The organism is Paracraurococcus lichenis (assembly GCF_030657435.1).
Classification (GTDB): Bacteria; Pseudomonadota; Alphaproteobacteria; order Acetobacterales; family Acetobacteraceae; genus Paracraurococcus; species Paracraurococcus lichenis.
In genome coordinates this window covers 15107-38748 of record NZ_JAUTWS010000051.1, presented here as the reverse complement: position 1 = coordinate 38748, position 23642 = coordinate 15107, and the positions used below count along the sequence as shown (strand labels likewise).

At 70.7% G+C, this 23642-nt stretch carries 10 protein-coding genes; 4 read left to right on the top strand and 6 right to left on the bottom strand.

The genetic code is table 11. From position 1 onward, the window contains the following. The first annotated feature begins 386 nt into the window (after positions 1-386). Both Q7A36_RS29865 and Q7A36_RS29860 read left to right on the top strand, forming a co-directional pair. Positions 387-1859 carry a hypothetical protein gene (locus Q7A36_RS29865; protein ID WP_305107439.1) on the top strand — a complete coding sequence of 491 codons (1473 nt, stop codon included), beginning with the start codon at positions 387-389 and terminating at the stop codon, positions 1857-1859. A gap of 472 nt (positions 1860-2331) precedes the next feature. Further along, positions 2332-3075 carry a 4'-phosphopantetheinyl transferase family protein gene (locus Q7A36_RS29860; protein WP_305107438.1) on the top strand — a complete coding sequence of 248 codons (744 nt, stop codon included), beginning with the start codon at positions 2332-2334 and terminating at the stop codon, positions 3073-3075. A gap of 185 nt (positions 3076-3260) precedes the next feature. On the opposite strand, the gene Q7A36_RS29855 is transcribed toward Q7A36_RS29860, so the two are convergent. The 3 genes from Q7A36_RS29855 to Q7A36_RS29845 form a co-directional block, all read right to left on the bottom strand. Beyond that, positions 3261-4079, bottom strand: a complete 819-nt coding sequence (locus Q7A36_RS29855) for an alpha/beta hydrolase (protein WP_370655723.1) — start codon at positions 4077-4079, stop codon at positions 3261-3263. Positions 4080-4514: 435 nt separating this feature from the next. Next, entirely contained in the window at positions 4515-5360 is an 846-nt protein-coding gene (locus Q7A36_RS29850; protein ID WP_305107437.1) for a methyltransferase, TIGR04325 family, read from the bottom strand. 13 nt (positions 5361-5373) lie between these two features. After that, entirely contained in the window at positions 5374-6846 is a 1473-nt protein-coding gene (locus Q7A36_RS29845) for an oligosaccharide flippase family protein (protein ID WP_305107436.1), read from the bottom strand. 128 nt (positions 6847-6974) lie between these two features. Here Q7A36_RS29845 and Q7A36_RS29840 point away from each other — a divergent pair, with 128 nt between their 5' ends. Both Q7A36_RS29840 and Q7A36_RS29835 read left to right on the top strand, forming a co-directional pair. Beyond that, positions 6975-7901 (top strand): cupin-like domain-containing protein, encoded by a 927-nt coding sequence (locus Q7A36_RS29840; RefSeq protein ID WP_305107435.1) that lies wholly within the window; start codon positions 6975-6977, stop codon positions 7899-7901. A gap of 33 nt (positions 7902-7934) precedes the next feature. Then, complete coding sequence (locus Q7A36_RS29835; protein ID WP_305107434.1) at positions 7935-8879, top strand: hypothetical protein; 945 nt, start codon at positions 7935-7937, stop codon at positions 8877-8879. Positions 8880-9123: 244 nt separating this feature from the next. Here the strand turns inward: Q7A36_RS29835 and Q7A36_RS29830 are convergent, their stop codons facing one another. From Q7A36_RS29830 to Q7A36_RS29820, 3 genes are read right to left on the bottom strand one after another with little or no spacing between them, the layout of a single operon-like run. Next, positions 9124-13146, bottom strand: coding sequence for a non-ribosomal peptide synthetase (locus Q7A36_RS29830; protein WP_305107433.1), 4023 nt, complete (start codon positions 13144-13146; stop codon positions 9124-9126). An 8-nt stretch (positions 13147-13154) separates the two neighbouring features. Continuing rightward, positions 13155-21044 carry a non-ribosomal peptide synthetase/type I polyketide synthase gene (locus Q7A36_RS29825; protein ID WP_305107432.1) on the bottom strand — a complete coding sequence of 2630 codons (7890 nt, stop codon included), beginning with the start codon at positions 21042-21044 and terminating at the stop codon, positions 13155-13157. Further along, the gene (locus Q7A36_RS29820) at positions 21041-22885 is read right to left on the bottom strand and encodes a non-ribosomal peptide synthetase (RefSeq protein WP_305107431.1); all 1845 of its coding nucleotides are present in this window, start codon (positions 22883-22885) and stop codon (positions 21041-21043) included. The genes Q7A36_RS29825 and Q7A36_RS29820 overlap by 4 nt, the downstream gene beginning before the upstream one ends. Positions 22886-23642: the final 757 nt, after the last annotated feature.

The window sequence follows — 23642 nt, the reverse complement described above, 5'->3', positions numbered from 1 at the left end:
GCGCCGGCCGGGCGCCAGGACGGCCCCGATCAGCAACACCTCGGCATGCCGCCAACCCCGTTGCTGGAAGAGCGGCGCGAAGCATAGGATCACCGTGGCGAAGCGGGCCGGCAGGCCTGGCATGGCAACTGTCCTTTGGCCGACGCGTCCAAGCTTAGCCGCTCACCCGTTCCGCCGCCTCAGCCCCGCAAAATGGCCAAAGTCGAGCTTATTCCTGGCTCTGCTGACGGCGACGGGCCAGGATGGCGGGATGACGTCCGAGCCCATAACCTCTCCAGTGACCGCTTCCCGGCCGCGATCATCCGCCACGCCGTCTGGCTCTGCCGCGTCTTCGGCCTGAGGCGCATGCAACCCGAACTTGCGTCCAAACCAACGAGCATACGCGTTTGCTCGACATGCAACTCGGCATTTCCGGAGGCGTGAAAATGCGGGTCATGAGACAATCTATACTGTCTAGTTTGGCCGTATTGTCGTTTCTGACCATCACCTTTCCGCTGAGAAGCATGGAGGCGGTCGCAGCACAGACGGCCTATGGTTTGGCAACACCCAGCCATGTCGAGACGCCCGGCCTGAGCCCGGCATTGTCGGCCAAGCCACCCTATGAATGCGTCGTCAACCGGTATGTCGATGCGACGCATGGCAATGATGCCAATCCCGGCACCGCCGAACTGCCCTGGGCGACCATCCAGAACGCGGATAACGGGTGGCCGAACACCCCGGTCGCGGGCGAATGCATCAACGTCGCCCCGGGCACCTACAAGTTCTCGAAAAGCATGATCGTCGCGCATGGCGGGAACAGCAACACGCCGACCGGATACGTGGTCTATCGCTCGATTGTGCCGCAGGCGGCGCGCATCGTTGCGGCGGACGGCATCATGGACACCGCCAATGGCGACATGATCATGCTGTGGGCGCCCTACGTCATATTCGACGGGTTCGAGATCGACGGCGCCGGGTTGACCAGCGGGCATGGGATCGATGGCTGCGCGAACGGCGGCCAGCCATTCAACATTGCCCACCATTTCATGGCCTTGAACAACGTCATCCACGACGTCGGCGGGTCTGGCCTGTCGACCTGCACGGCGGACTTCGTGGCCTGGATCCACAACGTCGTCTACAATACCTCAGGCACCAACCAGTGGCAGACCTCCGGCATCAACGTCTGGCAGCCGAAGGCCCTGGCGGCCGAGACCTACCAGCCGACGGCGGCGGACGTCGTGACGTTCGGCATCACGATCGCCTACAACATCTCCCACAATAACGGGGAAGGGCCTGCCATCCCGGCACCGCACACGGATGGCAATGGCATCATCATCGACACGACGCTCGGCAGCTTCGAATGCCCGACCTGCGGAACGCCCTATCCCGGCAAGATCCTCGTCCTGGGCAACCTGAGCCACAGCAACGGCGGCAGCGGGATCCATGTGTTCCTGAGCAAGAACGTTTTCGTCTATAACAATACGGTATATAACAACTATCGTGATCCGCTGAATCCCGGAACGGCACGCGGGGATCTCAGCAACGGCGGCAGCGAGAATGTCGTGTGGTACAATAATCTTGCGATCTCCGTCCGGGAGGCCGGCCCGCTCGGCACGAACCGGCCGATCATGTCCTACCCGGTGAACGGCAAGTTCGAGGATTCCGGGATCTGGAAGAACAATCTTGCCTTCGGCGCGTCGGTCGTCTCGACGCCTGCGTCCCATGTCGACCCCGGCATCAACCTGATCGGGGTCGATCCTGAACTCGGCAACCCGGCGGGAGGCAACTTCGTGCCCTCCGCCACCAGCCCGGTCATCGGCGTCGGTCGGCGAACCCCGTTCTCGCCGGCGGGAAAGCTGGTGAACATCGGAGCCTACTGAGCCCGGACGATATTGACTCGAGACGATCCCGGACGGAGCCTGCCAGCCGGCACGCTCCGCCCGGGAGACCGCATGTCCGAGGCTTCGAGGCATCCTGACCCAGGAAGCGGACCCGGCCACCCGGGGCCGCGTGAGCATGGCCTTCCGCCCAAGGATGCCCCCCTCCGCGCCGCGTCTCCGGCGCCGGGCCCATCCAGCCGGCGATGGACCGGCGTCTCGACCGGCCCCTCCCTGGCAGTGCGCGAACCGCCCCGGGCGCGCGATGGTAGTGCGGCCGGTGGTGCCGTCATCACCTTGCCGCATGGGCGTCGGGTGACCATTCCGGGCCGGCCGCCACGGCCACCTGCCGGGCGCCGGCCGGCGCGCCGCGCGACCCTGGCCGAAGTGCCGCCCGCGCCGCGCCGCGGGGCGAAGCGAAGGCGCGCCGCATGGCAGCGACGCGGTCCGGCTTCGCCGCCCCGGCCGGGGAGGCATGCCGCTGGACGCTGACGAACAGCCTGCCGGCACCGCCGCCGGCCCCCGCGAAGGGGACGACGGCGTGGTCGATCTGTGGTGCTGGCCGACCGGGCAGGCCGGCGCGGCCGACTGGGACGTGCTCGACCAGGCGGAGCGCGACCGCGCCCAGCGCTTCGTCCACGACCGGCATCGTATCGCCTTCGTGCGGGCGCATGCGGGACTGCGGGTCATCCTCGGCCGCCTTCTCGGGACGTCGCCGCGGGACATCGCTTTCGTGACGGGACCGCATGGCAAGCCGAGCCTCGCCGTTGCGGGCGCGCCGCATTTCAGCCTGAGCCATAGTGGCGGACTGGCCGCGGTCGCCGTGGCAACGCGGTTCGATCTCGGCCTCGACATCGAGCATCTGCGATCGGTCGCCGTGGCGGAGCTCGCCGCGCAGGTCTGCTCGGCCGAGGAGGCGAGGGCCTTGGCGGCGGTCGCGCCGACCCATCGGCGCGAGGCCTTCTTCAACGCCTGGACCCGCAAGGAGGCCTTTCTCAAGGCGATCGGCGCGGGCTTCTCCCTGCCGCCGGCCAGCTTCACCGTGTCCCTTGCACCGGGCGAGCCGGCCCGCCTCCTCTCGGTCGCAGGCCAGGCGGCGGAAGCCGCGTGCTGGCAACTGCGCAGCTTCGTCCCGGCGGTGGGCTATGTCGGCGCCATTGCCGCCCGCGCCGAAGGTTGGCGCATCCGCAACCGCGACCCGCAGGACACGCTGCCTTGACCCGCCGCTGCTGCGGATGGCCTCCGGTGCGTGCGCCATGGCCACGACGCGACCGCGACGCCACGACCGGGGAGGCAAGCAGGCTCCCGCCCCGGAGCAGGCCTGGCTGCGCAGGCGCTCGAGCTTCGGCTGCCTGAGGCACCGGACCGGCGAAGCCGGCTGGCCGGATGCGTCGGGCGCGCTTGCTACGGCGAAACCCGCAGGCGGGCCGGATGGGATGGCGCCTCTGCCTCCGGGTCCGCTGCCGGCGCCGCATCGCCGGGCCGGTCGGACCAGACGCGCGTGAGGAACGCTGTCACCGCCTCGGCCGCGCGGCCGACCGCCCGGTTGCCACCACTCCCGCCCCGCAACACCGCGCGCCAGCCAAGGTAAGGGTAATCGGCGAAGTACTCGTGCCGGGTGCCGGGGAGCGGGACATGCTCGCCACGGCCGGACTTCACCGCCGATGCCAACCAGGCCGCATCCGCCACTTCGAGGATCGCCGTATGTCGCCGCACCGGGTCCATGGACTCGAGATCGGCCGGCGGCGCCGGCATGTTGCCGCTGTCCACCACCAAGAGCGACTGCCCGAATCCTGGCGCATCGCCGGCGCCGAACATCCAGCCGTCGATGTTCACCCCCGCCGATATGCGCCGGTCACGGCCGCACAGCGCGATGGCGACCGCGCCACCGAACGAGTGGCCCACCGCGGCAACCCTGGACAGGTCCAGGCGTCCCGCCAGACCGGCTGGCGCCTGCGGTCCGTCGAGCGCGACCACCGCATCGACGATCCGCGTCGCGCCCTGCGCGATCCGCGCCATGCGCGCCTGCGCGACTGCCTGCGTCCGCGCGAAGCCGGACGCGGTACCGAGGTCGAGCACGGGCCTGTCCTCCGGCCGCAGGCCCGCGCATGTGCCGTCGTCGTAGCCGACCGCGACGACCACGAAGCCGCGGCTCGCCAGGTCCTGCACCAGCGCCGTGTTGTCGTTCAGCCCTCCCTCCCAGCCGGGGAAGAACAGCAGCACCGGCCAAGGCTCCGCCGCTTCCGCCAATGCCGCATTCTCGACGGCATCGAGCCGCACCCAATGCCGGGTTGACCACAGGGGAGCGCCGGCATCGTAGCGTGGCGGCGTCGCCTCCGCTGCCGCACCGGACTGCGCCGGATACCATAGCTTCGTGGACAACCTGCATTGCGGGATCCCGTCCGTCGGCCAGGTCCGGACCCCGACCGCGAACCGCCCGCCCGGCGCGGGCAAAAGGCGCTGCGGCACCATCGCCCAGCAGGCAAGTGCCACCGCGATCAACGCGCCGATTGCGATCACGCGCACCGACGCAGGACCGACGCGCTTGCGGCAGCACGGATCGCATCCGGTGGCGAAGCTTCGGGTCCTGTCATGCGGGCCTCTCCTGCGAAGCCCGCCAACCGGGGGGCCGAAGCGCTCCCGGGCGGGCGGACACCATCAGTGAGGAAAACGAAAATAGAATCCGCTGTAAGCGGCAATGGAATGGTCTTCATAAAAGGGTATTCGGCAATCAACATTATGGTTGAGCCATGTATCGATCAGCTCATACCCCATGGACCTGAAGCGCGAGACGAAACTTTCCTTGTTGAACAGGTGGTACGGAACCAGCGCTGTCCCGACGCTATGCAAGGTCACGGCTGACGGTTGGTCATAGGCCGGGATCTTGTCGATCAGGACGTGCCGCGGTCGGCGCGCAGCCTGCTGCAGGGGCTGCCATGGATCCTCGATGACCTGGAAGGAGCCGGAGGCCAGCAGCAGGTCCGCCTGCTCCAGGGCGTCGAAGCTTTCGGTGAACGATACCGCATCGCCGAACATCGACGCTGCGGCGGATCGGCCAAATCTTACCACGGCCGGGACGTCATTGATGACCCAGCGCAGCCGGTCGTCGAAGCCCACGAGGCGGCGGTAGATCCGATAGCTGCGCCCGAGATAGCCGCCCCAATCGAAGACAAGGTCGAGGTCATCCTGGAACTTGGCGAACCAAAACATCATCGCGTAGTCGCTCGAGAAGACCGTGTCCGCCTCGTCCAACAGCAATCCCACCGTGCTCTCGTCGTCGAAGCCGTTGGCGCGGCAGGACGGCACGTCGCGCCGGGCCGCGGCGAAATCGGGGTAGAGACCGCCGAAACCGCGCATTGTCCTGGTCGCCCGGCGAAACCGCCACGAAAAGCCTGCCCGCAGCGCCGGCCGCAAGGGCGGGACCGTGCCGAGCGTGAGCAGCGTGGTGCGGGCCAATTGGCGGATCGCTGTCACGCGAACCGCCTGTCCGACGACGATCTGCACCACACGTCGGGTCTCATTCGGCCGCTCCGAGGTTACCGCGCAGTCTCAGGCCGTCCAGCCGCTCGCGGACCAGGGCAGGTGCCAGGATCGCCATCGCTGCCACATAGACCAGCGCGCCGAAGCCGATGAGCGCCACCAGCAACGTCACGCTCGAAACGCTGTCCCGCAGCCGCGCTTCCGCCAAGGCGACGACAATACCCATCAGCGCCGCCGATGCGAATGCAGGCAGTTGCGGCCCGACGATGGTGCCGATCTCGACCCCGCAGCACCGTCGCACCAGCACCAGCGGAACAGGCAGCAACAGCGCCAGCGTCCCGAGGATCGAGAGAGAGGCGGCATCCAGCCCCGCTCGTGCCGTCAGCCCCACGGCCAGCGTCAGGCAAACCGCCTGCAACGTCGCGACGATCACTTCAGCCCGGCGCTGGTTCATCGCCAGAACGAGCGCCGTGCACCCATAATACGTCACGTACGGCACGCAACACAGCAACAAGAGCTGCACGGACGATGCGCCGGTCTGCCAGCGCGGGTCCAACCACGCATCGAACAGCGTCGGGATCACTACGGCACCGCCTATGCTCATCGGAAAGCACACTGCGCTCATCGTGGCGAACAACTTCCGCACCGCCAGGTCCAGCTCCTGCCGATCCGTCGCGTGACGCCGGAGCTCCACCCTCGCCACGATCGTCCTTGGTTCGACCGACAGATGAATCAGGACATCGGTCAGACGCGCCCCGAGGCTGTACAGGCCCAACTCCACGGTTCCAAGTGAGAGCCCAAGCAGGAAACGCGGGATCTGCCCCGTCGCCCACGACATGGCCCGCGCGAAGAACAGCGTTCGCGCGATCGCCGCAAGCTCACGGCCCGCCATCCCCGTATATCCCAGTTGGAACCGCAAAGGCACCAGCAGCCACAAGGCCACCGCGCCGCTCGCCCGGTAGATCAGCGCCTGCGCGACGAGAGCCCAAACCCCCATCGATGAAAATGCGAGCGCCACGCCGATCACGCCGCTCAGCGCCAGGCTGAAGACCGAGCGGATCACCGTTGCCTTGAACTGCATCTCGCGCTTGGTCTGCGCTGTCGGCGCGACCCAGAGCGCCGACAAGGGCGGCAGCAATGCCATCCAGCGGAACACCGGCGCCAGGCTCGGATCATCCGCCAGCCATGCCGCCGCGTCACTTCCGAGGAAGACCGCCAATCCCAGCAGGGACGATGCCAGCAAGGTCGCCGTGGTCGCTGTCCGGTAATGCGCCGCCCCGGCATCCTTCAGCGAGATCAAGGTGTCGGTTGCGACGGAGGTCACCACCGTCTCGCAAAAGCCGACCATCACCATGCCCAGCGCGACGCTGCCAAAGGCCTGGGGCCCCAGCAATGGCGCCTGGATGGCGAACACGGCTAGCGTGAATACCTGCATGAAGATGACTTGGAATGTGATCAGCGAGGTCGGCCCCAGGAACGCTCGCATCTTCACCGCCGCTCGCAGATGCATGGGCGCCATTCAATAGCACACGTATCAGTGCTTATGCGGTGAATGAACATTGCATCCCCTTGCCTCAACAGATAACCTATCAAGAACGATCGCCCGCAACAACCGTTATTAGATTGGGCTGGACCTCAATGAGCGCAACTCCGGATTGTTATTCGCCGTCTGGTCTTCTCCGGCCCAGGTTTGACTGGAGCAATGAAGAGTTTACAGCGAAGTACAACCTTGCACCTTACGGTTTCACCCACAATTTGCATCGGCTCGACCTGTTCGAGCACTGGTCGTTGCGCGACCTGTGCCGGCGCTACTCCCAAACTCCGGCCGACTTCTATGTGTCACGGAGTGCGCCGACGCCCGGCACGCCCTTCTACGCCATGCCCGCTGCCGGCCTGACGCCCGAGGCGGCCTTCGACCAGATCCCGGGGGGCTCGTACAAGATACTGCTGAAGCGGCTCGAGCAACATGACCAACGCTTCCGCGACTTGCTCGACTGCCTCGTGGCGCAGATCAGGGAGCGCCTGCGCGACAGCAACAACGACGACGATTTCGTTCGCCTCGAATCCGCTGTCTTCATCAGCGCTCCTCAGGCAACGACACCGTTCCACTTCGATCCCGAGGTCAATTTCTTCTCCCAGATCGAAGGCGAGAAGATCTACCATCTCTACCCGCCCGCCGACCTCGGCGAAGCGGAAGTCGAGCCGCTCTATGCCCGCGCGGAAATCGACATCGGGCAGGTCGACCTCGCCCGCCGCACGCCGGCCGCCGAGCGCATCTTCCACCTTCGGCCCGGATCCGGCCTGCACCAGCCCCAGGACGCGCCCCACTGGGTCGAAACCGTCGGGACGCGGTCCATCTCCTACTCGATCGTCTATGAAACGCGGCAATCGCGCCGGTTGGGCCGCGTGCGAGCCCTCAATCACTACCTCCGGCGCCTGCACGTCGAGCCGGTGCTGCCGGGACGCAACGGGAGGCTCGACTCCATGAAGGCCGCCGCCATGGCCGCATTGCTGCCGATCGGCAAACCCGTCCACCGCGCCCTGCACAAAGCGCTGCGCCGCTGAGCATGGGGCGACAGTTCGCCGGCGAGGATCCGCATGTCCAGACTTACGCTCCCCAACCCTGCCAAGGTCGCAGCGACGCCCCGGCCGGTCCTGGTCGATCCGGACGCCCGGTTTGCCCAACACCACAACGCATCGTCCTTCCTCTTCACGCACGGCCTCACCGGCAATCCGCTCTTCGCTTTGCCGAGCCTCCTCGCGCTGGCCGAAAGAACGCCCGATCACCGCGACACTTACTGGTCCAACGGCAAGGTCGAGGTGACCGACCGGTGGGAGCGAAGCTCCGACGGACGCCTGTCGTTGCAGGAGACCATCGAGGGCATCCGCGACAACAATTCGTTGGTCATCCTGAAACATGCCGAGCAGGACCGCGAAATCGCACCCTTGCTGCAGGGCGTCCTCGCTTCCATCGTCGAGTATTGCGGCGACACGATGCGTCGGGACATCATCGTGGGCGAGGTGCTGATCCTGATAAGTTCGCCCAACCGCCTCACGCCGTACCATGTCGACGCGGAGAGCAACTTCCTGCTTCAGGTCACCGGCGACAAGACCATCTGCCTGTTCAATCAGGATGATCCCGGCATCATCACCCACAAGGAGCGCGAGAGCTACTTCCTGGGGAACTACAACAGCGCCATCTACACCGAGGAAAAACAGGCCAAAGCTGCCGCCTATGACCTTCGCGCGGGCAATGGGGTGCATATCCCGGTCTTTGCGCCGCATTGGGTCCGCAACCACGACAACGTCTCGGTGGCGCTCAGCGTGAACTACGAGCTGCGTTCCATCGCGCGAATGGCGCGGGTTTACCAAGCCAACCACCACCTGCGAAAACTGGGCCTCGCGCCCCGGCCGCCAGGTGCGTCGAGGCTCCGGGACGGCATGAAGTCCGGTCTGGTCCGCGGACTTGATGTGGCCAAGCGCCTGTTCCGCCAGGAAGGACTGCCCTGCTCCGCTGGTTGGACGCCTGGCCAGATGGCTTGATCCGGCCTCGGGCAGTCGCGTGGCGCAGCCTTGTCCAGACCTTCGGGTGTCCATCCTCTGCCTGGTCAGATCGTCGTCGTTCTGCCAGTGGCGGACGGGCAGGGGAGGCTGCGACGTTGCGGCCAAGCGATCCGAGCCGGGGCGCGCGGCCGACCGCGGCCGGCATTCGCCTGTGACGGCCACGCCCCCCGACGAGCCACGCCATCTCTTTCAGGCCGGCCTTGGCTGGGAGCGAGGTGATCCGTCATGTCGCGCGATGCGCGGGAAGCGCGGCGGCACCAAGGGGATCCTCATCAGGCTTCGCCGTCTCGCGGCCGATGGTCTTCATCAGGTGCGCGGCCATGATCGAGACGCCCGGTTCGCCGAAGATGCTGAAGTGGTCACCCTGGACCGTCACGACCTCGATGCCGCCCGCCGCGAGCCCGCCCCAGCCGAAGAGCGGGTCGAGGAAGCGGCCCGACGGTTCGCGCGAGCTGCGGAACATCGTCACGGCGCCGGCAAACGGCGTCGGCCGATATTGGTCGAGAGCCCGGGCAAGATGGGCGGCCAGCCAGCGGTCGAACCTGTCGCCTTCCGCGCCCGGCTCGGCCCGCAATCCAAGCAGGCGTGAGACGATCCGCCGTTGTCCGAGGAAGACCCGGATGCCCGCGCCATGCGCCCGCACCTCCCGCCAATCCGCGGCGACGAGCTGCAGGCGGTAGGAGTATTCGGCGAGCCTCCCACGGACCAGGCCCAGGCCGCGCGTGTAGCCCGGGCGCCATGCATCCATCATGACGACGCGCGACACCTGCTCGCCGGCGCGCTCCAGGTGCCGGGCCGTCTCGAAGGCGATCACCCCGCCGCTGCACCAGCCCATGAGGACATAGGGGCCGGAAGGCTGGGCGTTGCGGATCAGCGCCGCATAGCCGGCGGCGGCTTCTTCGACCGAGGCCGGCAGCGCCTCGGTCGGACGCTCCGGATTGAAGAGCTGCAGCGGTGTGATCGGGAGGGATGCGCCGAGGCGCTGCAGCAGCGGGCGGAACACGCCGGTATGATTGATGGCGAAGATGCCAGGACGTGCTTCGCCGGGACGCGGCGCCGGGTCCGAAGGGAATGCGGCGCTGCCCGCCCCGGCCTCCCGGAGCCGCTCGGCGAACTCCACGAACCGCGCCGACTCGAACAGCGTGGCAAATCCGATGCGCAGGCCGAACGCCGTCTCCACCCGCGCCAGCATCCGCGCCGCCGAAAGCGAATGCCCGCCGAGATCGAAGAAATCGGCTGTCCGGTCGAACGTCCCGCAACCAAGCACCGCGCGCCAGATCGCCGCCAGTTGCGCCTCGACCACGTCCTCCGGGCCGCCGGGAGCCTCGGTTGCCGCGGTGGCGGTGCCGGGCCTGGGCAAGGCGCGCCGGTCGATCTTGCCGTTCGGCAGCAGCGGGATGGCGTCGAGCGCCACGATCGCGGATGGGCGCATGTAGCGCGGCAGGGCTGCCGCCGCCGCTGCGCGCAGCTCGGCGATCACCGGCTCCGCTTCGCCGGCCAGCGCAACGTATGCCACCAGGACGTCGTCGCCTGCCTCGCCCCGCCGGGCGACCACGACGGCATTGCTCACGGCGGGGTGCCGGAGCAGCAGCGCCTCGACCTCGGCCGGCTCGACCCGGAAGCCGCGTATCTTCACCTGATCGTCGCCGCGACCGAGGAATTCCCACCCGCCGGTGCGGCGCGCGCGGACGCGGTCGCCGGTGCGGTAGACGCGCGCACCCGGCGTGTTGCCGAACGGGTCGGACAGGAACCGCTCGCGCGTCGCCTCCGGCATGTTCCAGTATCCCGAGGCGACGCCATCGCCGCCGATCCAGAGTTCGCCGGGCGCACCAGGCGGCGCCAGCTCGCCGCGAGGATCGACCACGTAGAACCGGGTGTTGGCGATCGGTGGCCCGATGAACGGCGCCGCCTCGGGATCCAGGCGCACGGCCGACGACCATATCGTCGTCTCGGTCGGGCCGTACATGTTCCAGAGTTCCGGACTCCGCGCCAGCAATGCATGCGCGAGGTCGGGCGGCAGCGGCTCGCCGCCGCTCAGCATCCGCAGGGGCGGGTCGCCCGCCCATCCCGCCGCCAGCAGGAGCCGCCACGTCGCCGGCGTCGCCTGCAACATCGTCGCGCCCGACGCGCGGAGACGGGCCAGCAGCAGGGCGCCATCGCGCGACTCTTCCTCCGTCGCGACCTCGACGCGCGCACCCACGGTCAAGGGCAGGAAAAGCTCCAACGCGGCGATATCGAAGCAGAGGGTCGTCACGGCGAGTATGCCGTCGTCCGGCGCGAGCCCCGGCACCTGCCGCATGGCGCACAGGAAGTTCGTGAGGGCCCGGTGCGGGACGGCCACCCCTTTCGGCCGGCCGGTGGAGCCGGAGGTGAAGATCACGTAGGCGGTCGCGTCGGGTGGCACCGTCGGCAGCGGTCGCGTATCCGCCCCGCCCTCGCCGGGCGACACCATCGGCAGCACGGCGAGCGATTGCGGCAGTCCGTCCGCCGATGCGATCACCGCCGCCAGGCCTGCCTGCTCGGCGATCTGCGCGATGCGGTCGGGCGGGTAGATGGGATCCAGTGGCACGTAGGCGCCGCCCGCCCGCATGACGGCGAGCGGGGCGACGACCAGGTCGGCGCAGCGCGGCAGGTAGATGCCGACGCGTGAGCCGGGCGCGATGCCTGCCGCAAGCAACCGGCGGGCCAGGGAGTCGATCCGCGCCGCCAGGGCGCCGTAGGACAGCGTCGCGTCCGGCGCGGCAACCGCGATCCTGGCCGGCCAGGCCGCCGCGGCGGCGGCGACCATGGCCGGCGCGGTCAGGCCGCGCGGGTAGCTGGCCGCCGTCGCGTTGACGCCTTCGACCAGCCGCCAACGCTCCGCCGCATCCAGCATCGGCAGCCGCCAGACCGGCGTCCGCGGCGCCGCGGCCATCGCCGACATGAGCGTGGCGAAGTGCCGGAGGATCTGCGATATCGTCTCCGCCGCGTAAAGGTCTGCCCGGTACTCGCAGGATGCGCGCCAGCCTTCGGGCCGCTCCACCATGAAGAAATTCAGGTCGTGCAGCGCGCCGGCGGAATGGGATGGCAGGTCGATGAGCCGGAAGGCACCGCAGTCGGCGTTGCGGATGAAGGAGCGCTGGAAGATGAAGTTCACCGCGAAGAGCGGCGCCTGGCCGCGGTGGCGCCCGGGTCGGACGGCCTCGAGGATCCGCTCGAACGGGACCGTTCTGTGGGCCAGCGCACCGGCGACCACCTCCCGCACCCGTGCGAGCAGCGTGGCCGCATCGGGCTCGCCCGACAGGTCGAGCCGCAGCACGAGCGTATTGATGAAGACGCCGACGAGATCCTCGACCGCGACATCGTCGCGGCCGGCGACCTGGGTGCCCACCGCGATATCGGTCGCGCCGGTGTAGCGCGCGAGGACCGCACCGAGCGCCGCCAGCGCCACCATGAAGGCCGTGCAGCCGTGCTGACGTTGCAGCAGGGTCAGGGCGTCGGTCAGCGCCGGCGGCAGCAGAATGGACTCGATCGCACTCGTCCCCGCGGGCGCCGGCGGCGCCGGCACGTCGGGCAGTGGCGCCGCTGGCTCGATCCCGCGCAGCGTGGACGCCCAGTAGGCGACGTCGGCATCCATGTCGCCGGCGGCCAGCGCCTCGCGCTCATAGGCCGCGAAGTCGCCGTAGCAGAAGGGCAGTTCCGGCAGGGCTGGCGCGCGCCCCGCCGCCGCCGCACCGCAGATCTCGCACATCTCGGCGGCGAGCAGGCCGATCGACCAGCCGTCGCAGACCGCATGGTGCGCGGTCACGGCGATGATGGCGAGGTCGGCGCGGAGCCGGAGATGCGTCACCCGGATCAGCGGCGCGACCGCCAGGTCGAAGGGGGTCCGCGCCTCGGCACGGGCGATGCGGTCGCACTCCGCCATCGCGTCGCTGTCGAGCACCGTGAGGTCGATGCTCGGCACGTGGAACGGCACCGCCTCCCGGACGACCTGCACCGGCTCGCCGTCACGCTCGATGAAGCAGGTCCGCAGCACCTCGTGCCGCGCGATGATCCGCTCGAACGCCGCCGCGATCTGCCCGGTCGAGAGGTCGCCCTCGATCCGCCAGCGCACGGCGACGTTCAGCGCCGGGTTGCCGGGATCCAGCCGATCGAGCACCCAAAAGCGCCGCTGCGCGAAGGAGGTCGGGTGCGCGCGCCCTGCCTCGGGCGCGGCCGGCGCGGCCGGATCCGGGATGTCCGCCACGGCCGCATGCAGCGCGGGCATTCCCTGGCTCATGCGTCGCGCACCGTCGCGGCGTCGCCGGCCCGGCGCCGCGCCCAGGCAGCCAGGCCCGGGCGCGGCGCCGCCTCGGCCGTGCCGCGTTCCTCCAGCGCCGCCGCGAGCGCCGCGATCGTGCGGTGGTCCAGCAATTCGCGTGCGCTCAGCCGGAGGCCGGCCTTGTCGGCGCGCGCGGCGATCTGGAACAGGTGCAGCGAATCGGCGCCGAGCCGGAGGAGATCCACGTCCCGGCCGACGCGCTCCAGGCTCAGCACCTCGGCCCAGATGCCGGCCAGCCTTTCCTCAAGCGGCGTTTGCGGCGGCGCATAGGCGGCCACCGCCACGTCCAGGATGACCGGCCGCGGCAGCGCCTTGCGGTCGAGCTTGCCGCTCGGGGAGGCCGGCATGCGGTCCAGCCGCATCCAGACCGTGGGCACCATGTAGTCCGGCAGGTCGCGCGACAGCGCCTGGCGCAGCGGCTCGTCGGCCGGCAGGGCATCCGCCGGGCCGGTGACATAGCCGACCAGCATCGGCGTGCCGTCCATCCCATCGCGCAGCGCGACGGCGCATCCGGCGACGCCCGGCACCCGCGCCAGCGCCGCCTCGATCTCGCCGAGCTCGATGCGGAACCCGCGCAGCTTGACCTGGTCATCCTCGCGGCCGAGGACCTGCACGCGCCCGTCCGCAAGCCGCCGTGCCAGGTCGCCGGTGCGGTAGAGGCGCGGCGAGAGCCCGAAGGGATCCGGGCCGAAGCGTTCGGCCGTCAGCGCGTCGCGCCCGAGATAGCCCGCGGCCACGCCCTCGCCGCCGATGTGCAACTGCCCGACCGCGCCGAAGGGCAGCGGGGCGCCTTGCGCGTCGAGGACATGCAGCTGGGTATTGGCGATCGGGCGCCCGATGGTGATCGGCCCGGCGCCCGGCAGCACCTCCTCGCAGGCCGACCAGACGGTGGTCTCGGTCGGTCCGTACATGTTCCAGAGCCGCCCGCCGCCGGCGAGCAGCGCGTCCGCGAGATCGCGGGCCAGCGGCTCGCCGCCGCAGAGCATGCGCAAGCCGGGCCGGGAGCGGAACCCGGCCTCCAGCAGCAGGCGCCACATCGTGGGCGTTGCCTGCACCACCGTCGCGCCGGACGCCTGCAGGGCGGCGACCAGCCTGCCCGGCTCGGCCAGGTCGGGCTGCGTCCCGATCGCCACGGTGCCGCCGGCCAGCAGCGGCGCGAACAGCTCCAGCGCCGCAATGTCGAAGGCGATGGTGGTCAGCGCGAACAACGTCTCCCCGGCGTGGATGCCGGGCTCGCGCCCGACGCTCGACAGGAGGTTGAGCAGCGACCGATGGCGCACCACCACGCCCTTCGGCTCGCCGGTGGAGCCCGAGGTGTAGATCACATAGGCCGCATCCTCCGGTCCGGCGGCCGGCGGCGCCGCATCGGTCGGTCCCGCGGCATCCACCGCGAGTGCCGGCACCCCGAGCGCCGCCGCCAGGGACGCGGTGCCTGCATCGACCACCACGGCGGCGACGCCCGCATCGGCGACGATGCGGCGCAGGCGTGCGGGGGGATGCGCGGGGTCGAGCGGCAGATAGGGCCGACCCGCCATCCAGACGCCCAGCAGGGCGACGGGCAGGTCGATCCCGCGCGCGACCAGCACCGCCACCGGCGCCCGGTTCGCGCCCGCGGCCGCGGCGATCCGCTGCCCGAGCCGCGACGCCCGCCCGATGAGCTCGCCATAGCGCAGGACCTTCCCGCCCGACGTCACCGCCAAGGCCTCGGGCGTCGCTGCCGCCTGCCGCGCGATGGCGGCATGGACCGTGCTGTCGCGCGGATAGGCTGCGGTCGTCGCGTTGAACCCGTGCACGATCCGCCGGGCCTCGGCATCTCCCAGCAGCGGCAGGCGGTCGAGCGGGGCGGATGGATCGGCGGATGCCGCGGCCAGGATCGCCTCGTAGCAGCCGAGCCAGTGCGCGACGGTCGCTTCGTCGAAGAGGTCGGTGTTGTAGTCGCAATCCAGCCGGAGGCCGTCGGCGGATTCGATGACGTTGAGGAACAGGTCGAAGACGACCCGCGCCTTCGGATTGGGTTCGATCGTGAGCGCGAGGCCGCCGGCGTCGAGGCCGTCCGACAACTGCTCAAGGTTGAACTGCAACTCGGTCAGCGGCAGGCGGTTCTGCGCCCGCGGCGGATTCAGGTCGCGCACCAGCCTGCCCAGCGTGGTGCGCCCGTGCTCCTGCGCCTCGAGCACGAAGCGGGCGACCGCACGGAGGTGATCGGCCCAGCTGGTCGCCTCCGTCCAGCGCGCGCGCATCGGCAGGAAATTGACGCAGTGGCCGACCAGCGCGCGCTCCCCGTGATCCGCCTGGCCGGCAGTGGGCACCGCGACCACCACGTCGCCGGCGCCAGCGAGCCGGCCGGCGAGGGCCTGGAACCCGGCCAGCAGCGTGACGAACAGGGTCGCCCCCTGCTTCGCGCCCGCGGCCTTGACCGCGCGATGGAGCGACGGGCCGATCCGCCGCGAGACCGTCGCGCCGGCATAGCGCCGCGTGGCCGGCCGCGGCCGGTCGGCGGGCAGGTCCAGGGGCGGTGGCGCGTCGCCGAGCGCGGCGCGCCAGAAGCCGGCGATCCGCTCCCGCTCGGCGCCGGACTGCGCGGCCTCGGTCGCGGCGTATTCCGTGAACGTCATCAGCGGGCCGGGCTGCGCCGGCCGGCCCTCGCGCGCAGCGGCATAGAAGGCGGCGAATTCGCTCGCCAGGATGTTGATGGACCAGCCGTCGCAGACGATGTGGTGCGCGGTCAGCACCAGCGCGTGCTCGGCATCGGCCAAGACGAAGAGCCTGGCGCGCACCGGCGGTCCGGCCACCAGGTCGAACGGGGTGCAGGCGTCGGCGGCGAGGTAGCGGGCGAGGTCCGCTTCCGCCGCGGCGGCATCGGCCGGGTCGCGGGCATCGACCGTCTCGCAGGCCAGCGGCTGCGGGTCGGCGACGGTCATGGCCTCGCCCGTCGGCGCGAAGCGCAGGCGCAGCGCCTCATGCCGCGCGACCAGGCGCGACAGCGCCACCCGCAGGGCGTCTTCATCGAGCGCCCCGCGGAGCCGCAGGGTGACGCTCTCGTTGAAGGCGCAGCTCGCATCCTCGCCCATCTGCGCCGCCAGCCAGATCTCCGCCTGGCTCGCGGTCGGCGGCAGGACAGCCGGGGCGGCCGGCGCGATCAGCCCGGCAGCCGCCATCTCCGCCAGGCTGTCCGCATAGGCGGCGAGGACGGCATCGATGTCGGCATCCGTATGGGCTGTGGTCAGGAAGATGGGGAAGCCATCCTGGGCGTACACCCCGCGGTCGCGCAGGTGGTAGGGCAGCAGCCCGAGGCTCGGGTCGTCCGCCCAGGTGCTGTAGTAGAGGAAGCTCGAGAACCGCTCGGCGCGCGCCTTCAGCCCGTGCCGGGCAAAGAGGCCGTCGAGCGACAGGGCGAGACGCTCGGTCCGCGCCTCGACCAGCGCGCGAAGCGCCGGCGCCTGGTCGCGCAGGTGCCGCAGCACGGCGTGGACCGCGGCGACGGCGAGCGGATGGCGGACGAAGGTGCCGGCGAAGAAGGTCACGCCGGCCTCGGGGACGGACTCATCCCCGTAGCGCCACGGGCCGCCGTCGAGTGCGTCCATGAAGCGCGCCTTGCCGGCGAGGATGCCGATGGGCAGGCCGCCGCCCACCACCTTGCCGTAGGTCGCCAGGTCGGCGCGGATCCCGAGCAGCCCCTGCATGCCGGACGGGTGGACGCGGAAGCCGGTGACGATCTCGTCCATGACGAAGGCCGTGCCCGAGGCCTCCGTGATCCGGCGCAGCTCGCGCAGGAAGTCGAACGGCTGCAGGGCGGGGTGGCGGCTCTGGACCGGCTCCACGACCACGGCGGCGAGCGTGCCGGCATGCGCGCGGATCCAGTCCAGCGATTCCGGCGTCGCGTAGTCGAGCACGACGATGTTCGCCACCGCCGCGGCGGGGATGCCGGGTGCGACCGGCCTGGACCGGTGGCCGCCATCCGTCCGCCGCGCGGCCTTGACCAGCACCTCGTCGAACTGGCCGTGATACGCCCCGTCGAACACCACGACGAGGTCGCGCCCGGTCGTCGCGCGGGCGACGCGGAGCGCGGCCATCACCGCCTCCGAGCCGGTGTTGCAGAAGGCCATGCGCTCGTTGCCGGTCATCTCGCAGAACAGCGCCGCGACCTCGCCGGCATGCTCGGCCTGCGGCCCGATCGGGAAGCCATTGCCGAGCTGCGCCTGGATCGCCTCCAGCAGGAAGTCGGGGGAATGGCCGAGGGCGGTCGGCCCATAGCCGTTGACCAGGTCGATATAGGCATTGCCGTCGACGTCCCAGAGCCGCGAGCCGGCCGCCCGCGTGCAGACGATCGGGTAGACGAGCTCCTTCCACTCGGCACGGAAGCCCGCGACGGCGCGCGGGTCGGCCAGCACCGTCCGCGCCGCCTCGGTCCGGCGCTTCGACTCAGCGGTCTTGGCGCCGAGCCGCGCCGCGAGCGCGGCCACGTGCTGCCGCAGCGGCTCGGACGATGCCTCCGCCTTCCGCTCCGCCCGGCCATAGGCCTGGAACCGCGACGGCCGCTCGGCAGCCCCGGCGGGGGGCGCTGGCACCGGTACCGGCACTGGCACCGGCACCGGCACCGAGGGCTGCGGCGCCGGCGGGGCGGCCGGCCCGGCGGTCGCGGCGCGCGGCGCCGCCGCCGGCGTCCGGCCCAGCGCCTCGAGCTGCTGCCGCAGCAGCGCGGACATCGCGTCTATCTGCGCCTTCATGAGCCCGGCGACATCCGCCGGCGCCCCGGGGGCGGCAGCCGGCGCGGCGGCCGGCGCCTCGGCCGACACCGGGGCAGCCGCTGGCGCCGGCGCCCGGGCCAGGGCGGCCAGCTCGGGCCGCTCCGCGAGGACGAAGCGCTCCACCGCCGCGATGGTCGAGAGATCGCCGAGCAGCCGGCGGAAGGCGACGGCGACGCCCAGCCGCGCCTGCAGCAACTGGGCGACGCGGCTGAGCAGCAGCGAGTCGAAGCCAAGCTCGAGGAAGGAGGCGCCCTCCGGCATCTCGGCAAGGCTCTCGCCCGATACCTCCTCGAGGATCGCCGCGATGTCGGCGCGGATGGCGGAGGTGGCCGGGGCCGGCACGGCGGGGGCTTCGGTCATCGCGGGCTCGCTCGCTGGCAGGGTGTCGGATGCGGGCGCGGGAACCGCGGCCGGCGCCGCCCGGCCCGGCTCGATCCAGTGGCGCTTGCGCTCGAAGGGATAGGTCGGCAGCGGCACGCGGCGGCGCGGACCGCCGGCCACCGCCGCCCAGTCGGGGGTGACCCCGGCGACCCATAGCCGCCCGAGCGCGCCGAGGATCGCGGCCTCCTCGGCCGCCGGGTCCGCCTCGCCGGGCAGGGTGGCGGCGACCGCCGCGCTCCGCCCGCGCGACACCTGCGCCGCGAGGCCGGTCAATGCCGCGCCCGGGCCGACCTCCAGCAGGACGGCACGCGGCCCGGTCTCCGTCAGGGTGCGCACCGCATCGGCGAAGCGCACGGGAGCGCGGGCATGCCGCGACCAGTAGCCGGGATCGGTCGCCTCCTCCGCGCCCAGCCAGGCGCCGGTCACGGTGGAGGCGACCGGAAGCCGCGGCGCGCGCAGCGAAAGCCCCGCGGCCAGCGCTTCGAGCGGGGCGATGACGGGGTCCATCATCCTGCTGTGGAAGGCGTGCGACGTCCGCAGCGCGCGCCGGCTCACGCCGCGCGCATCGAGCGCCGCGCCGAGCGCCTCCAGCGCCGCCGCGGGCCCCGCGACGACGCAATTGGTCGGGCCGTTCACCGCCGCGAGGTCCAGCTCGCCGCCGAGCAGCGCCAGGACCTCGGCCTCCGGCAGCCTGACCGCCATCATGCCGCCCTGCGGCAGGTCCTGCATGAGCCGCCCGCGGGCGGCGACGAAAGCCAGCGCGTCGGCCAGCGGGAAGACGCCGGCGACCGTGGCCGCGACGAATTCGCCGACGCTGTGGCCGGCCAGGGCGGACGGCGTCACGCCCCAGGCCCGCCACAGCGCCGCGAGCGACCAGGACACCGCGAAGATCGCGGGCTGCGCGCTGCGCGTCGCCGCCAGCCGCGCGGCCGCATCCGCGCCCTCGCCCGCGGCGTGGAGCGCCTCCAGCAGGTCGACGCCCTGCGGCCGGAGCAGCGCCGCGCAGGCGTCGAGCGCCTCGCGGAACGCCGCGTGCCGGCGATAGAGGCCGCGCGCCATGCCCGGGTACTGCGACCCCTGGCCCGGATGAAGGAAGGCCACCGGCGGCGTTCCCTCGGCTTCGCCCCGCGTGCCGCCCGGAAGTCCCGGGGCGGCCAGTGCCGCCGCCGCCGCGCTGCGGTGGTGCGCCACCAATGCGGCACGATGCGGGAAGGCGCGGCGGCCGACCGCGAGCGTATGCGCGACGTCGGCGAGATCCGGGTCCGCCGCGCCAAGGTGGTCGGCGAGCCGGGTCTGCATGGCGGCAAGCGCAGCAGCGCTGCGCGCCGACAGCACCAGCAGCACCGGCCCGCTCGCCTCCGGTCCCCCGGGCGCGGCCGGTGGCGCGGTCGGCGGCTCCTCCAGCACGACATGCGCGTTCGTGCCGCCCACCCCAAGGGAGTTGACGCCGGCGCGGCGCGGCGCGGCGGCCGCCGGCCAGGTCTCCGTCGCCGCGGCGACGACGAAGGGGCTCGCGGCGAAGTCGATCTGCGGGTTCGGCGCCGCATAGTGCAGCGTCGGCACCAGGCGGCGATGCCGCAGCATGAGCGCGGCCTTGATCAGCCCGGTCACGCCCGCCGCGGCATCCAGGTGGCCGACATTGCCCTTCACCGACCCCACCCGGCAGAACCCGACCGCCTCGGTATCGGCGCGGAAGGCCCGGGTCAGCGCGGCGATCTCGATCGGGTCGCCGAGCGGCGTCGCCGTGCCGTGGCACTCGACGAAGCCGATGTCGCGCGCGGAGAGGCCCGCCTGCAGCAGCGCCTGGCGGATCGCCGCCTCCTGGCCGGCGACGCTCGGCGCGGTGAAGCCGACCTTGCCCGCGCCGTCGTTGCTCAGGCCGCAGCCGAGGATCACGGCATGCACGTGGTCGCCATCCGCGAGCGCATCCGCGAGCCGCTTCAGCAGCACGACGCCCGCGCCGTCGCCGAAGATCGTGCCGCTGGCCGCGGCGTCGAACGGCCTGCAATGGCCGTCGGCCGAGACCATCCCGCCGGCCTGGTGCAGATAGCCGCGCCGCTGGGGGAAGGTGACGGAGACGCCGCCCGCGAGCGCCATGTCGCATTGCTGGAGCAGCAGGGCCTGGCATGCCTGCGCCACCGCGACCAGCGAGGTCGAGCACGCCGTCTGCACGGTCATGCAGGGCCCGCGGAGGTCGAGCTTGTAGGCGGCGCGGGTGGTCAGGAAGTCGGGACTGGTGCCGAGCAGCTCCTGGTAGGCGCCGACCTGGTACTCGCTGGTGAAATGCGCCAGGTCGGCCTGCCCGCGGCAGACATTGTGCAGGAAGTAGGTGGGCATGCTCGCGCCGGCGAAGACGCCGATCGCGCCGCGATAGGCGGCCGGATCGTAGCCCGCGTTCTCCAGCGCCTCCCAGGCGCATTCGAGGAATATCCGGTGCTGCGGGTCGGTCAGCGCGGCCTCGCGCGGCTGCATGCCGAAGAAGCCGGCGTCGAACAGCTCGACTCCCTCGATGATCGGCCGCGCCCTGACGAAGTTCGGCTGCCCGCGGGTTCCGGCGTCGAAGCCGTCCTCGAGTTCGTCCGCGCCGAAGAAGCGTATGCTCTCGATGCCGGCCTCGAGGTTGCGCCAGAACTGGTCCGTATCGGCCGCGCCGGGGAAGCGCCCGGCCATGCCGACGATCGCGATTCGGCCGTCACCATCATCCGTCTCGGTCATGCGCTGGTCATCCGAACTGCCCCGCGTCGTGCCCGGGCGATGGCGGCGCGCCGCGCCTCCTCCCGCCCCGCCGCGCCCGGGGCGCCGGGCGGCCGGGCCGCGCCGCCATCGATGCGCGCGGCGAGCGCCCGGATCGTCGGGTGCTCGAACAGATCGACGACCGCGACCGGGCCCGCGACGGCGGCGGAGATCAGCCCATGCGCCTCGATGAGCTGCAGCGAGGTGCCGCCGAGATCGAAGAAATTGGCATCCAGCGCGACGTTGGTCCGGCCGAGGACGCCGCACCAGATGCCGCGGAGGATGTCCTCGGTGCCGCTCGCCGCCTCGGGCGCTGCCGGCGCATTCTCCACCGGATGGAGGGCGAGGCGGGCGCGGTCGACCTTGCCGTTGGCGTTGAGCGGCAGCGCAGGGAGCACGATGATCTCGCTCGGCAGCATGTGGGCCGGAAGCGCATCCTTGAGTTGGGCGCGGAGCTGCGCCGGCGACGCCCCCGCCGGGCAGGCCAGGAAGGCCCGGATCCGCCGCTGCCCGACGCGGTCGACCGCCGTCACCGCCGCGGCGTCCTGCACGAGCTCGGTCTGGCGCAGCGCGGCCTCGACCGCGTCGAGCTCCACCCGCTTGCCGGCGATCTTCACCTGGCGGTCGACGCGGCCAAGGAAGGCGAGGGTTCCGTCCGGCAGCTTCCGCACCCGGTCCCCGGTGCGGTAGAGCAAGGCATCGGGACGCCGGGAGAAGGGGTCCGCCACGAATTTCTCGGCGGTCAGCTCGGGCTGCGCGACATATCCGAGCGCCACGCCGAGGCCGCCCGCGCAGAGCTCCCCTTCCTCGCCATCGGGCACGGGTTGCAGGTCGCTGTCGAGGAGGTGGACGGTGGTGCCACGGATCGGCAGGCCGATCGGCACGGGATCCGGCGCCGGCCGGTTGCGCGGCACCGTGTAGCAGCAGGTGAAGGTCGTGTTCTCGGTCGGCCCGTAGCCGTTGATGAGCCGGCATCCCGGCAACTCGGCCAGCACGCGCGCGACGTGGGGCGGCGAGAGCACATCGCCGCCGGCGAGCAATTGGCGCAGTCCGCGCAGCGCCGGCAATTGCTGTTCGACCATCAGGTGGAACAGCCCCGCCGTCAGCCAGGCGGTGGTGACGCCGTGGCGCTGGATGGCCGCGCCGATGGCCGCCAGGCTCGGACTCGGCTCCGGGAGGATTGCGAGCTTGCCTCCATTCAGCAGCGCCCCCCAGATCTCGAAGGTGGATGCGTCGAAGCCGAGCGGCGCGGCATGCAGCACCACCTCGTCGGCCCCGAGCGAGGCATAGTCGCAGCCGAGCACGAGCCTGAGGATGCCGCGCTGCGGGATCATGGTGCCCTTCGGGCGACCGCTCGAGCCCGAGGTGTACATGACATAGGCGAGGCTGTCGGGGCCGGCAGCGGCATGGCCGACAGACGGAGCACGATCGGGGCCACGGATCGGAAGGCGATGCTCAGCCCATGTCGCATCGACGCCGTCCGCATGGACGACCACGGCCGCGGCGCAGTCATCGGTCATGCGCCGGAGCACGGATGCCGGGTTGGCCAGGTCCAGCGGCAGGTAGGCCGCGCCCGCGCGGAGCACGCCGAGCATGGCGACGATCGCCTCGATCCCGCGGGGCGCGGCGATCCCGACGATCGCACCGCGTCGCAGTCCCGCATCCTGCAGGCGCGCCGCCACGGATGCGGAGAGGCGGTCGAGTGCGGCATAGGTCACGGCATCGTCGCCGCAAAGGATTGCGGTGCGATCCGCGTAGGTGCCGGCGGCGGCGGTGAACGCTGCGGCGACGCATTGTGGGGCGGCAGGGTCGTGATCCGACATCGTTCAGGTGCACCTGCATGACGTTCTCAACAGGCCGTTGCGGCGCACGTATTGCGCGATTTTCGCGTGCGTCAGACACCAAGAACGTTTCTTCCACGGCTAAATGAACAAGTATCGCAACGGAAAATCCGGTGCAAGCCGCGACATGCAGTAGAATATAAGCAACGATCCGTGATGGACATTCCCTTCGGCGCCGCGGCCGGATTCCGAGGCATCTATGCTGCCAAATAATTATAACGAGTTTGTCTTGAGTGGAGGGGTCTTCTACCTCAGATTAGGGTGCCGTGCGCGCGCGTGCAGCCGGCCTGCAAGGCACAAGAAATAGTTGCGTTTCGGGTTGTCGGCACAAGCGAGTCGAAGTGCGGCAGCACCGAGGACCGAAGCGCCGGCTGGGCTTCCTCTGCCAGCATTCCCTGTCGCCAACTGCATCGGTTGGGCGCCATGATCCTGCATGGCCGGAGCGGCAACCGGCACTTGCACCGACTCCGAAATAATTCACCTCAACACCCTGTCCGGCTCTAAAATGAGTGGCGATCAGCGCATGTGCGACGTGATTGAGTTCCGGATGTGCGTTGTGTGCGCATTGATTGCGCTGATGAGAGATTGTTTGCGCAGTTTTGGCGAAACAAAGCTCCGGTGTCCGCTCCGCGACATCTTTGCACGAAATTGTTTACGCACGTCACTTAGTTGGACCCGATAACGGACTCGCGCGCGGTGCCGCGTTGCGCGATTGTTGAGGGCACGATCAAGTGGAGTT